14 protein-coding genes are annotated in these 12,539 nt (G+C 67.0%); 6 read left to right on the top strand and 8 right to left on the bottom strand.

Going from position 1 to position 12,539, the window contains the following annotated elements:
* The coding region (locus tag VF662_RS05675; protein WP_464138826.1) for a glycoside hydrolase family 1 protein at positions 1–718 on the top strand (718 nt) is incomplete at its 5' end.
* A gap of 3 nt (positions 719–721) precedes the next feature.
* Here the strand turns inward: VF662_RS05675 and VF662_RS05670 are convergent.
* The 3 genes from VF662_RS05670 to ptsP form a co-directional block, all read right to left on the bottom strand.
* Positions 722–1,594: a tetratricopeptide repeat protein gene (locus tag VF662_RS05670; RefSeq protein ID WP_464138825.1), complete on the bottom strand. Its 873-nt coding sequence runs from the start codon at positions 1,592–1,594 to the stop codon at positions 722–724.
* 65 nt (positions 1,595–1,659) lie between these two features.
* Positions 1,660–2,496: a helix-turn-helix domain-containing protein gene (locus VF662_RS05665; RefSeq protein ID WP_464138824.1), complete on the bottom strand. Its 837-nt coding sequence runs from the start codon at positions 2,494–2,496 to the stop codon at positions 1,660–1,662.
* Between the two features lie 108 nt (positions 2,497–2,604).
* Positions 2,605–4,878 carry a phosphoenolpyruvate--protein phosphotransferase gene (gene ptsP / locus VF662_RS05660; protein ID WP_464138823.1) on the bottom strand — a complete coding sequence of 758 codons (2,274 nt, stop codon included), beginning with the start codon at positions 4,876–4,878 and terminating at the stop codon, positions 2,605–2,607.
* Positions 4,879–4,988: 110 nt separating this feature from the next.
* Here ptsP and VF662_RS05655 point away from each other — a divergent pair, with 110 nt between their 5' ends.
* From VF662_RS05655 to VF662_RS05640, 4 genes are read left to right on the top strand one after another with little or no spacing between them, the layout of a single operon-like run.
* On the top strand, positions 4,989–6,368 hold the full coding sequence (locus VF662_RS05655; RefSeq protein ID WP_464138822.1) for a L,D-transpeptidase scaffold domain-containing protein: 1,380 nt from the start codon (positions 4,989–4,991) through the stop codon (positions 6,366–6,368).
* Between the two features lie 46 nt (positions 6,369–6,414).
* Entirely contained in the window at positions 6,415–7,473 is a 1,059-nt protein-coding gene (locus tag VF662_RS05650; protein WP_464138828.1) for an NAD(P)-dependent alcohol dehydrogenase, read from the top strand.
* Between the two features lie 55 nt (positions 7,474–7,528).
* Positions 7,529–7,756, top strand: a complete 228-nt coding sequence (locus tag VF662_RS05645) for an AbrB/MazE/SpoVT family DNA-binding domain-containing protein (protein WP_464138821.1) — start codon at positions 7,529–7,531, stop codon at positions 7,754–7,756.
* Positions 7,753–8,157, top strand: a complete 405-nt coding sequence (locus tag VF662_RS05640) for a PIN domain-containing protein (protein WP_464138820.1) — start codon at positions 7,753–7,755, stop codon at positions 8,155–8,157. The genes VF662_RS05645 and VF662_RS05640 overlap by 4 nt, the downstream gene beginning before the upstream one ends.
* A gap of 7 nt (positions 8,158–8,164) precedes the next feature.
* Here VF662_RS05640 and VF662_RS05635 read toward each other — a convergent pair whose 3' ends face one another.
* The 3 genes from VF662_RS05635 to VF662_RS05625 are packed head-to-tail and all read right to left on the bottom strand — an operon-like array spanning position 8,165 to position 10,658.
* A complete protein-coding gene (locus VF662_RS05635; RefSeq protein WP_464138818.1) occupies positions 8,165–8,389 on the bottom strand; it encodes a hypothetical protein in 225 nt (74 codons plus the stop codon).
* On the bottom strand, positions 8,386–9,420 hold the full coding sequence (locus VF662_RS05630; protein ID WP_464138817.1) for an NAD(P)H-dependent flavin oxidoreductase: 1,035 nt from the start codon (positions 9,418–9,420) through the stop codon (positions 8,386–8,388). The genes VF662_RS05635 and VF662_RS05630 overlap by 4 nt, the downstream gene beginning before the upstream one ends.
* Positions 9,417–10,658, bottom strand: a complete 1,242-nt coding sequence (locus VF662_RS05625) for an aspartate kinase (protein ID WP_464138827.1) — start codon at positions 10,656–10,658, stop codon at positions 9,417–9,419. Before VF662_RS05625 ends, VF662_RS05630 begins: the two co-directional genes overlap by 4 nt.
* An 85-nt stretch (positions 10,659–10,743) precedes the next feature.
* On the opposite strand from VF662_RS05625, the gene ubiG reads away from it, so the two are divergent.
* Positions 10,744–11,481, top strand: coding sequence for a bifunctional 2-polyprenyl-6-hydroxyphenol methylase/3-demethylubiquinol 3-O-methyltransferase UbiG (gene ubiG / locus VF662_RS05620; protein WP_464138816.1), 738 nt, complete (start codon positions 10,744–10,746; stop codon positions 11,479–11,481).
* A gap of 125 nt (positions 11,482–11,606) precedes the next feature.
* Here ubiG and VF662_RS05615 read toward each other — a convergent pair whose 3' ends face one another.
* Together VF662_RS05615 and VF662_RS05610 are read right to left on the bottom strand one after the other, a co-directional pair.
* On the bottom strand, positions 11,607–12,137 hold the full coding sequence (locus VF662_RS05615) for a hypothetical protein (RefSeq protein WP_464138815.1): 531 nt from the start codon (positions 12,135–12,137) through the stop codon (positions 11,607–11,609).
* A 96-nt stretch (positions 12,138–12,233) separates the two neighbouring features.
* Positions 12,234–12,539 (bottom strand): glutathione S-transferase family protein (locus VF662_RS05610; RefSeq protein WP_464138814.1); only part of this gene is annotated, 306 nt, incomplete at its 5' end.

The raw sequence follows: 12,539 nt of genomic DNA, 5'->3' as shown, positions 1-12,539 counted from the left end.
GATCATATGCCCGGTGAACGAAATCTCATTCCTGACCTGGGCGATGCGCACCGGCTATTTCCCGCCCGCCGGCCCCGACGAGCCGCGCTGGCTGAAGCGGCATCTGGTGCGCGCCGCCATCGCCGGCGTGAAGGCGATGCGAGCGGTGGAGCCCGGCTGCCGCTTCATCTGGGCCGAGCCGCTTATCCATGTGGCCGCGCGCCCGGACCGTCCCGATCAGGCGGGCGAAGCGGAGGCGAAGCGGCGGAGCCAGTTCGAGGCCTACGACATGCTGACCGGGCGCTCCGACGCCGATCTCGGCGGCAGCCCGGACGTCATCGACCTGCTGGGCGTCAACTTCTATTCCGACAATCAATGGTATCTGGAGGGATCGACCATTCCGCTGGGCCACCACGCCTATCGGCCGCTCGCCGACATGCTGGCGGAGGCCCATGCACTCTACGGCCTGCCGCTCCTCATCACCGAAACCGCGGCGGAGGGATCGGCGCGCGCGGCCTGGCTTCATTATGTCTGCGACGAGGTCGCGGAGGCAATCCGGCAGAATGTGCCCGTGCGCGGCATCTGCCTTTACCCGATCGCCACCTTCCCCGGCTGGGACGACGAGCGGCACACGCAGGTCGGGCTGTTTTCAAGCCCGGAGCCGGAGGGAAGGCGAAAACTCTACGAGCCGCTGGCGCGCGAGCTCAGGCGGCAGCAGGAACTGTTCTCCGGCTTCTGAGGATCAGGAGGAGCATTTCGCCGCGCTGCGCGCCTTGGCGAGCTGGGGCTTCAGGGGGGCGCGAAGCGTCGGGCCGTACACTTCCTGAAGCTCGCCATAGACCTGGCAAGCCTCGGCCGTCTTGCCGAGCCTGGTGAGCGCCTCGCCGAGATAGAGCAGGCTGTCGGGCGCTCGCTCGCCCTTGGGATTGGTCTGGTAATTGTTGAGGAACACCTTGGCCGCCGTCGCCGGCTTACCGTCCTCGAGATAGGCGCGTCCGGCGAGGTTGCGGGCCCAGCTCGCCTTCGAATGCTTCGGATATTGCCTGGCCATCGCTTCGAGCGCGGCTTGCGCCTCGGCGAATTTCTTCTGCTCCCAGAGGCGGAAGCCGGCATTGTAGGCGTCCTCGGCGGGATCGCCGGATTTGGCGGCAGCCTTCACGGTTGGAGCGGCGGCTTCGGCGCGCTGCGGCTCTTCGGCCACCGGCTCGGCCTGGAGCTGAGCCGCGGGTTGCGCGGGGGCGGGGCGGGCCTCCATCTGCGCCAGGCGGGCGGAGGTATCGGCCTGGAAGCGGCTCATCGCCTCCTCCATCTGCCGCACCTTGAAGCCGTTCTGCTCGATCTGTCCGGTCAGCGAGGCAAGCTGAGCCTCCAGCGCATCGATGCGCGCGGTGAGATCGGCGACGGGACTTCCCGCGGGGACTCCGGCCGGATCGAAGGCGGGCTGAGCGGGCCGGATTTCGGGCTCGACATTGCCGCCGGGGAAGACCCGACGCTGCACTGCCCGGAGCTCCTGCTCGATCTTGTCGATCCGCTTTTCGACCGGAACCGCCTTCTGCGCCGCGACCGGCATTGCGGCCCCGGCCAAGGCTATGGCGGCAAGAAGATGAAAACGCATAACTAATCCCCCGAACCCAACGGGCGCAGCTTATCCTTAACGGCGCTGGGCCGCTAGAATCAAAATCAACGGGTCGGCGCGGGAGCGGGTGCGGCCGCCGCTGGAGCGGCCCCGCCGGGGGCGCCCTGGGCGCGGGCGGCGAGATCGGCGGCGAGCAGGCTGACGTCGCCGATCGGCTGCCCGGTCGGACCGAGCTGCGGCACCGGGGACTGGCCGATCGTCACTCGGAGCGCTTCGGGACGTCCGACCCGGATCTGCGGCCGCTGCGCACTCGACGGCACTTCGTAACGATCGCCCGGCTTCATCGTGTTCTCGAACAGGACCGGCCCGCCTGCCTCGTAGACACGAAGCCAGACGGCGTCGGTTGCGGTGAGGACCACGGGGCCGGACGCAGCCGGAGCGGCGGGGGCGCCGGCCGGCTGGTTCTGCGGGGCCGCGGCCGGCGGCGGCGCGACGATCGGAGTGTCGGCGGCCGCGGCCTCGGCCTGCGGATCCTCCTCGGGAACCGCGCTGTTCCGCCAGACGGCATAGCCGACGATCAGCAGCACGGCGATGACCGCGACGACGATGGCGAGCGAGCGCGGCGGCACGCGCGCCGGATCGGCGGGCTCGTAGGCGATGGTGGCCGAGTTGTTCGGAGCGCCGAGCTGTGCCCGAAGCTCCTGGCCGATCTCGGTGCCGTTGAGGCCGACCGCCTTGGCATAGGCCCGGGCGAAGCCGACGCTGTAGGTCTGGGCAGGGAGCGCGTCCCACTCGCCGCGCTCGATGTGGAGCAGGTGGCGGGTTGGAACCCTGGTCAGCGTCGCGACCTCGTCGAGCGACATGCCTCGCTCCTCGCGCGCCGCCTTGAGCCGGTCGCCGACCGGGTTCGCCGTCAGAATGTCGGGTGTTCCATCAACCATTTCGCGAAACCCTGCCCCCGGCTCTCAATCGACGGCCGACACTGCACAGCAGCGGGCCCTCATTGTCAATCGAAGGCCCTTAAAAGGTCGCATGGCGGCGGTCCAGCATCAGCCTGTGGAGACGTTGTTGGCTTCGGCCCACTCGGCGAGTGCCGAGCGAAGGTCGGGAGGCGGATTGTCGAGCATCTCCGCCAGGACCGGCATCAGCTTCGACCGATCAACCGAGCGCACCAGCGCCTTGATCGAGCCGACGGCGGCCGGGGTGATCGAGAGGCGGCGGATGCCGAGCCCGATCAGCGCCATCGCCTCCAGGGGTCGCCCGCCCATTTCGCCGCACACTGCCACCGGCACCTTGTGCGCCTTCGCCTCCCGCACCACGCGGCGGAGGAAGCGCAGGATCGCGGGCGAAAGCCAGTCGTAGCGCTCGGCGAGCTTCGGATGGGCCCGGTCGGCCGCGAACAGGAACTGGGTAAGGTCGTTGGTGCCGATCGAAAGGAAGTCGATCTTGGGCAAGAGGATGTCGAGCGTTTCGGCAAGCGCCGGCACTTCGAGCATCGCGCCGTAATTCACCTTGCGGGGCACGAGCTTCTTCTTGCTCGCGAGCCATTCGCGCTGCTCCTCGACCAGCGCTTTGGCGGCATCGAATTCCCAGGGCTCCGAGACCATCGGGAACATGATGTGGATCTCGCGGCCGCCGCCGGCTTCGAGAAGCGCGCGCGCCTGCGCCTTCATGAGAGCCGTTCGATCGAGCGAGAGGCGGAGCGCGCGCCAACCCATCGCCGGATTGTCCTCCTCATGCTCGTCCGCGTGGAGATAGGGGAGGGCCTTGTCGCCACCGATATCGAGGGTGCGGAAGACCACGATCTTGCTTCCGGCGGCGTCCAGCACAGCCTTGTAGAGCCGCTGCTGGCTCTCGCGCCGCGGGAGGGTGGCGGAGACGAGGAACTGGAATTCGGTCCGGAACAGGCCGATGGCATCGGCGCCGGTCGTCTCCAGCGCCTCGACATCGTCGCGGAGGCCAGCGTTGATCGCGACGGTGAGCCGCTCGCCATCGAGCGTTACCGACGGCAGGTTCTTGAACGCGGCGACTTCGGCGCGGCGCTTCTGGCGGGCCGCGAGCTTCGCCTCGAACGCATCCTCGATCGGCTGCGTCGGGCGGACGTGGACGACGCCTTCGTCGCAGTCGAGCAGGAGAGGATCGCCCTCGCCGATCATCCGACGGACCTCGCGGATCCGGCCGAGCATCGGGACGCCCATCGCCCGGGCCACGATCACGACGTGGCTAGTGAGCGAGCCTTCCTCGAGGATCACGCCTTTAAGCTTGCGGCGGTCATATTCGAGCAGCTCGGCCGGCCCGAGGTTGCGGGCGATCAGGATCGCGTCGGAGGGAAGGCCCATCTGCGCCGCAGTGCCGAGCTGACCCGAGACGATCCGGAGCAGGCGGTTCGACAAATCGTCGAGATCGTGCATCCGCTCCTGGAGGAGGGGGTCGTCGATCTGCCGCATCCGCATCTGCGTGCGCTGGCGGACGCGCTCGATCGCGGCCTCGGCGGTGAGGCCGCTGTCGATCGCCTCGTTGATCCGCCGCGACCAGCCCTCGTCATAGGCGAACATCTTGTAGGTTTCGAGGATTTCCGCATGCTCGCCGGCGGTGCCGAACTCGGCCTGGCTGGTCATGGTGTCGATCTGCTCGCGCATCTTGCGAAATGCCGAATAGACGCGGTGGCGCTCGGCCTCGATGTCCTCGGCGACCGTATGCTCGATAAGGACCCGCGGCTGATGATAGACCGCGGTGCCGCGGCCCATTCCGGTGACGAGCTTGAAGCCGCGGAGGTTTTCGGGACCGGAGTCGCGCGCCGAGGCGGCGTTGCCGACAGCCTTGTCGACGAGGCCGGCGCCCGCGATCAGCTCGGAGAGGACCATTGCCACGGTCTGAAGCGCTTCGATCTCGACATCGTCATAGGCGCGCGGGTCTGCATGCTGGACGCAGAGCACTCCGATCGCCCGCTCGCGGCGGACGATCGGAACGCCGGCGAAGCTGTGGAACGTCTCCTCCCCCGTCTCCGCCCGGTAGGCGAACTCGGGATGGCGGCTCGCCTCGTCGAGGTTGAGGATCGAGGCTTCCTGCGCGATCGTGCCGACGAGGCCTTCGCCCATTGCGAGCTTGGTGACGTGCACCGCGCTCTGGTTGAGGCCGAGCGTGGCGAACAGCTCCAGCGCTCCATCCCGGAGGAGATAGATGGAGCAGACCTCGCTCGCCATCGCCTCGGCGATGATCTTCACGACCTGGTTCAATTTCGATTGCGCATTGGAGCGCGAGGCCATCACGTCATGCAATCCGGTGAGGATTTCGCGGGCGGACGTGACGGAGGCTGTGGGCATCTTATGAGGCGCTAACAGATTGATGCCTCGCTTCCAATCAGTCCTGAAGCGGGACGGCGCTGCCCGGCCCCGGATCGCCGGGTGGTGGCGCGGCTCGGCTGGGTTTATTGATGACCGGGATGGATGTGCTGAGGATCCTGTTGATCGCCGGCGGCGCGGCGATGGCGGTATCCTGCGGAGGCGAAGCGCCGCCGAAGCGGGAAGCGCCCGCGCGCCCGGTCGCGAAGGCCGCCGCCGCTGCGGCCTTGCCGGCCGTGGACGTCGGCGCCGAGATTGCGAGCTTCTACAAGGAACGGGGGTTCAAGCCGCTTTGGGTGCGGCGGTCCGGCCTCACGCCGGCGGGAGAGCGGCTGCTGGAGATGATCGGCAGGGCCGGGGAGGACGGGCTCGATCCCTCGAAATACGGGCTGCCGCTGCTGCGCTCGGCAGCCGGGGCGGTTGCGGGTGGGGACGCGGCCACCGTCGCCAAGGCGGAGCTGCTACTGTCGCGTGCGTTCGCCGATTATGTGCGGGACCTGCACCAGCCGGCGAACGAGAAAGCCGTCTTCTTCGTGGACGAGGAGCTTGCTCCCGCCCGCACGAGCCGCCGCGAAGTGCTCGAGGCCGCGGCTGCGGCGCCTTCGCTGGAACGGCATCTCGAGCAGGCAGGGCAGATGAACCCGCTCTACGAGGCGCTCCGGACGGCGCTGGCGCAATATCGTTCGAGCGGTGGCGATCCGGCGGGCGAGCGGCTGCTGCTCGCGAATATGGAGCGGGCGCGGTCGATCCCGGCGAACCCGGGCCGCCGCTATGTGATTGTCGACACCGCCGGTGCGCGGCTCTGGATGGTCGAGGGGCGGAAGGTCGTCGACAGCATGAAGGTGATCGTCGGCAAGCCTGACATGGCGACTCCGGAGATGGCGGGCCTGATCCGCTATTTGACGCTCAATCCCTATTGGAACATGCCGCCCGACCTGGCCCGGGAGCGGGCGAAGAAGGTGCTGAAGCGGGGGCCCGGGGTCGTCGCCGCCGAGCGGCTGCAGATCCTCTCGGACTGGTCGGACCGGCCGCGCGTGCTGAACGCTTCCCAGGTCAACTGGCGCGCAGTTGCCTCGGGTGCCCAGCCGCTCCGGATGAGGCAGCTTCCCGGCGGCGACAATATGATGGGGAACGTCAAGTTCATGCTCCCCAACAGGCTCGGCATCTACCTCCACGACACGCCGAACAAGGCAAACTTCCAGCTCCTCGAGCGTCGGCTGAGCTCCGGCTGCGTCCGGGTGGAGGATGCGCAGCGGCTGTCGCGCTGGCTGTTCGGTGGGAAAGTGGTTCGCCCTTCCGGTCCCGCGCCCGAGCAGAATGTGGACCTGCCGGAGCCGGTGCCCGTCTACATCACCTATCTGACGGCGGTTCCGAAGGCCGGGGGCGGGGCCCTGTTCCGGCCCGACGTCTATCGGCGCGACGCGCGGATGCTGGCGATGGTGGACGATCGGGCGCGACAGCGCCGCGCCTGAGGCCTATCGGCTGCTCTACGAGTCCTCAGCGGGAGCAGCGCCAATGATCGAAGCAAAAGCCTATGCGGTCCATTCGCCGACGGACCAGTTCGCCCCGTTCAGCTTCGAACGCCGCGACCCCAACCCCAACGATGTCGTAATCGCGATCCGCTATTGCGGCGTCTGCCATTCCGACCTTCACACCGCCCGGGGCGAATGGCCCGGCACGCGCTACCCCTGCGTTCCCGGTCACGAGATCGTCGGCGAGGTGACGGCGGTGGGCGATGCCGTGACGCGCTTCAGCCAGGGCGATCTGGTCGGCGTCGGCTGCATGGTCGACAGCTGTTTGAGCTGCGCCTCGTGCCGGGAAGGCCTCGAGCAATATTGCGAGCGCTTCTTCACCGGCACCTATAACGGCCCCACGCAGGAGGGCGGCGACAACACCTATGGCGGCTATTCGGACACGATCGTGGTGCGGGAGGAGTTCGTGCTCCGCGTCGGCCACGATGCGGATCGGCTGGCGGCGGTGGCGCCGCTGCTGTGCGCCGGCATCACCACCTGGTCGCCGCTCCGGCACTGGAATGTAGGGCCGGGCAAGAAGGTTGGCGTGGTCGGCATCGGAGGGCTCGGCCATATGGGCTTGAAGCTCGCCAAGGCGCTCGGCGCCCATGTCGTCGCCTTCACCACCTCCCCCTCGAAGATCGAGGACGCGAGGGCGCTCGGCGCCGACGAGGTGGTGGTCTCCCGCAACGAAGAGGAGATGAAGGCGCATTCGGGCAGCTTCGACTTCATCCTCAACACGGTCGCGGCGCCGCACGACCTCAACCCCTTCGCGGCATTGCTGAAGCGCGACGGGGCGATGACTCTCGTCGGGGCGCCGCCTTCGCCCCACCCGTCGCCGGACGTCGGCAACCTCATCTTCAAGCGCCGGAGCATCGCCGGCTCGCTGATCGGCGGCATCGCCGAGACGCAGGAGATGCTCGATTTCTGCGCCGCACACAGCATCGTCTCCGACATCGAGATGATCACAATGCAGTACATCGAGCCCGCCTACGAGCGGATGCTCCGCAGCGACGTCAAATACCGGTTCGTGATCGACATGGCCTCGATGCGCGGGGCCGGCTGACACGCGCACTTCGCCATGATATACATTGCTGCCGATGTAGATCATGGAGGCGGCGGTGAAGGTGGCGAAATGGGGCAACAGCCTCGCGATCAGGATACCCAAGGACGTGGCCGAAGCGCTCGACCTTCGCGAGGGGAGCGAAATCGAGGTCGTCCCGGTGCTCGATAGCCTCGGCGTGGCAAAGGCAATGACGCGGGAGGAGGCGGTGCAGCGGATAAGAGCACTGGCGAAGCCGCTCCCGCCCGGCTGGAAGTTCGACAGGGAGGAAGCGAATTCCCGATGACTCGGGAGTTCCTCGACACGAACATCCTCGTCTACGCCTTTAGCGAAGATGCGCGCGCAGAGCGGGCGCGCTCACTCCTGCATTCCGGAGGGGCCACCGGGATCCAGTGCCTCAACGAGTTCGTCAACGTCGCTCTCAATAAACTGAAGATGGATTGGACTGCCGTGGGCGAGGCTCTGGCTGCCATTCAGCTGCTGTGCGCAATCGCCGCTCCTGTGGATCTGCAGCTCCATCGAAAGGGGCTCGTGCTGGCGAAGCGCTACCGGCTCCGAATTTTCGACGCACTGATCGTGGCGGCCGCAATCGATGCGCGCTGCAGCACGCTCTGGTCCGAAGACATGCAGGACGGGCTGGTGATCGAAGGCGTACTCACGATCAGGAACCCTTTCCTGCCCGCCTGAGCCGCCTTCAGGCGCTCGGCATCCCCTGGAGGCCCTGCACGACTGCAAGCGCGTTGCGGGCGTCGGCCATTTGCTCCGGCGTGATCGGCCGCTCGACCAGCATGTGGAGCGCCTGCTCGATCTGGTCGAGATCGACCATGTTGCGCGTCTTCAGCTGCGCGATCAGCAGTGTGACGAGGGTGAGCGCGGTGCCGCCCGACGATCCTTCGACAAGGCTGCCGTCCTGGATCATGCCGGCACCGCGCGCCGCTCGAGCGCTGCGGCGGCCTCGTCGACCAGCGACTGGATGATGACCGCGACCGGCTGCTCGTCCTTGACCATCCCGACCGACTGGCCGGCCATGACCGAGCCGCTCTCGACGTCCCCGTCGATCACCGCGCGCCGGAGCGCTCCCGCCCAATAATGCTCGATCTGGAGCTGCGCCTCGGCCATCTCCACGGAGCCCGCGTCGAGCAGGGCCGCGACTTCGCGCTGCTTGGCCGAGAAATTCTCCATCTCGCGATTCTTGATCGCTCGGACTGGGATGACGGGCAGGCGCGGGTCGATCTGCACCGACGGGATCGCATCCCGGGCCGAGGCGCGGATGAAGGCCTTCTTGAAATTGGGGTGGGCGATGCATTCGTCCGCGCAGACGAAGCGGGTGCCGAGCTGCACTCCCGCCGCACCCATCTCCAGGTAACCGGCGATGAGGCCGCCATGGCCGATGCCGCCGGCGACGAAGATCGGGATTTCGGACGCGAGCGGCGGCAATATCTCCTGCGCCAGCACCGAGGTGGAGACGGGGCCGATATGGCCGCCCGCTTCCATCCCTTCGATGACGAGCGCATCCACGCCCGAGCGGATCAGCTTCTTGGCAAGCGCAAGCGCGGGGGCGAAGCAGATGAGCTTTGCCCCCGTGCCCTTCACCCGCTCCAGGGCTCCCGGCGGAGGAAGGCCGCCCGCAAGGACGATATGGCCGACCCCATGCTTCCCGCAAACGTCGATCAGCTCCGGGAGCTGCGGATGCATGGTGATGAGGTTCACGCCGAACGGCCGCTCGGTCCGCTTCTTCGTCTCGGCGATCTCGGTGTCGAGCAGCTCCGGCGGCATCGCGCCCGAAGCGATCACTCCAAAGCCGCCGGCGTTGGAGATGGCCGAGACGAGGCTGCGCTCCGAAATCCAGCTCATCGCGCCGCCCAGGAAGGCGATCTCGCAGCCGAGGAAATCGGTGCCCCGCTTCATCAGCCGCTTCAGGCGGTCATGGCCTACCGAGATGTCGTTCATGCCGCCGCTCCATTGTCGTCGAGACCGTAGGTGGTGTGGAGGACCCGCACGGCCAGCTCCGTATATTCCTCGGGCACCAGCACCGAGACTTTGATCTCGCTGGTCGAGATTGCGAGAATGTCGATGCCGCGGTCGGCCAGCGCCTGGAACATCCGGGCGGCGATGCCGGCATTGGAGCGCATCCCGACCCCGACGGCGCTGACCTTCACGATGTTGGTGTCGGTCAGGATCTCGCCGAACCCGATCGTGTCGCGGACCTGCTCCAGCGCCTCGACGCTGTGGGCGAGCGAGGCGGTGGGCACCGTGAAGGTGAGGTCGCTGGTCTGGCCGGAACGCGGGACGCTCTGGACGATCATGTCGACGTTGATGTTGGCTTCCGCGAGTGGAGCGAAGATCGCGGCGACGGTGCCGGGGCGGTGCGGAAGCCCCGTCAGCGTCACCCGGGCCTCGTTCTTGTCATAGGCGATGCCGGTTACCAGCTGCCGTTCCATTCCGAATTCCTCCAGCTCTTCATCGCCGACCACCATCGTGCCGGGGCGGTCGTCGAAGGACGACAGGACCTTGATCGGCATCCGCTCGCGCATCGCGAGGCCGACCGAGCGCGTCTGCAGGACCTTCGCACCAACGCTCGCAAGCTCCAGCATTTCCTCGAAGGTGATGATCGGCAGCTTCCGCGCGCGCGGCACGATCCGCGGGTCGGTGGTGTAGACGCCGTCGACGTCGGTATAGATGTCGCAGCGGTCGGCCTTGATCGCGGCTGCAAGCGCCACTGCCGACGTGTCGGAGCCGCCGCGGCCGAGCGTCGCGACGTCGCCCTGCTCCGTAACGCCCTGAAAGCCGGGGATGACCGCGATGCCGCCCTCGGAGAAGACGCGCTCCAGCACCTCGGCGTCGATCCCCTCGATCAGCGCGGCGGCGTGGCCGGAGGTCCTGATCGGAAGCTGCCAGCCCATATAGGAGCGGGCGTTGAGGCCCATCCCCTGCAGCGTGATTGCAAGAAGGCCGCTCGTCACCTGCTCGCCCGATGCGACCACCACGTCATATTCGCGCGGATCGTAGAGCGAGGAGGCTTCGCGGCAGAACTGGATCAGCCGGTCCGTCTCACCGGCCATGGCGGAGACCACCACGGCCAGCTGGTGCCCCGCCTCCGCCTCGCGCTTCACCAGCCCCGCGACGTGGCGGATGCGCTCGATGCCGGCCATCGAGGTGCCGCCGAATTTCATCACGATGCGGGCCATTGCGGAGGCTGTAGAAAGGGTGAGCAGCAAGGGCAACGCTCCGTTCGCCCTTCGACAAGCGCAGGCCGAACGGTTAAGCGGAGATATGGAACCGGGCAGCACCACCATCGATCCGCGCGAAGCGGCGCATTTCGGGCGGCTGGCGGCGGATTGGTGGGATCCGAAGGGTTCCTCGGCGATGCTGCACAAGCTCAATCCGGTGCGGCTCGGCTATATCCGCGCCCGGATCGACCAGCATTGGAGCGGCGACGAATGCGACCGCCGCCCGCTCACGGGCAGGCGCGCCGCCGATGTCGGCTGCGGTGCCGGGCTGCTTGCGGAGCCGCTGGCCCGGCTGGGGGCGGAGGTCACCGGTATCGACGCCGCGCCGGAGAATATCGAGGCGGCGCGGATCCACGCGGAAGGGCAGGGGCTGGAGATCGACTATCGCGCCGGCGGCGTCGAGCTTCTGACCGGCCCCTACGACCTCATCACCTCGCTCGAGGTGATCGAACATGTCACCGACGCGCGGGCCTTCGTGCACGGCCTCGCCGATGCGCTTGCCGACGACGGGCTCCTGATTCTTTCGACTCCGAACCGCACCTCCACCTCGCGCTTGCTGATGATCCTTCTGGGCGAGGGGCTCGGCCGCATTCCCAAGGGCACGCACGACTGGCAGAAGTTCCTGACGCCGGAGGAGCTTTGCGCGCTGCTTGAGGATGCCGGGCTTCAGGTGGTGGACGTCGCCGGCCTCACCTTCGATCCGATGCGTGGGTTCACGCTGTCCGACAACAAGTCGCTCGACTACTTCGTATCGGCGAAGCGAAGATCAACCTTCTCTTAGAGGCGAGAGGGTCGAGGTCTCGGCAGAACTGCTCCCCCGGGCGCAGTTGGTCGGGGTGACATCCCTCAACTTCCCTTCGGTTGCCGAGCGGCGCCCGGAAGCGGAGGCGCGAATTGATGAGGGCATCACTCAGCCGGTGCCAGGGATCCGTGCCTCGAACGATGCCATATTCTGGTGATGTACGCCGCAGCGGTAATACCCAGGAGGTCGATAAGACCGCCTTTCAAGACAATGATGATGCCTGCCGTAGGAAGCATGCTTGCTGCGGCTAAGCTCAAGGCGAAGACTGCTCCATACAGGGCCCATTCTCGATGCTCGATGGGCTTCGTAACCACCCTTAGAGGGAAGAACATGCCGACGATAAGCATGATGGTCATGGCTGCAGCTAACGGAGCCAGGAAGGCAAGAGCCGTCGGCGAGCGGAGATAGGCGAACCACTGGACGAACGGAAAGCCAAGCAGTGCCACCACAGCTAGGCTATGGTACCAGCGAGGTCGGCCATGTTCGGTGAGGGGCGGCCGCCGTTGCTGGCTTTGCAACATCACCCGGGTGAGGTTGCCGGACTCCCGCCGGGCCTGACGCGCCCAAACAAAGGCAATCGTTGCCGGTCCGGCGATACCGGACAAGATAGTAAGCCAACCCGTAGCGCCCGCCATTCTGCCTCCCCTTCGGGCCGGTCTTTGCAGCAAAACGGTTTCGATATCATTGACCTGGCAAGTGCGAAGGCCGCAACGCAAGGAGAGGGAGCGAGGCTAGAAAAAGTCCACCTTGTCGTAGTGCGGTGGAGGCGCGATCACTTCCATTCGCTCGCCGAGCAGCGGCCGGAAGCTGGGGCGGGACTTCATGACCGCGTACCATTCCGTCGTCTGCTTATGCCCGCGCCAGTCGAGCCCGCCGAGATAATCCGCCACCGACAGGTGCGCAGCGGCGGTGAGGTCGACGAGGCTCAGCACAGGCCCGGCAAGCCAGCGGCGATGGTCGAGCAGATAATCGATATAATCAAGATGCCCGTTGGCGACGCGCATTGCGTCGCGCAGGATCCTGGTGTCGGGCGGGTC

Source organism: Allosphingosinicella sp. (assembly GCF_036387215.1).
Taxonomy (GTDB): domain Bacteria; phylum Pseudomonadota; class Alphaproteobacteria; order Sphingomonadales; family Sphingomonadaceae; genus Allosphingosinicella.
This window is presented reverse-complemented; position numbering and strand designations above follow the sequence as displayed.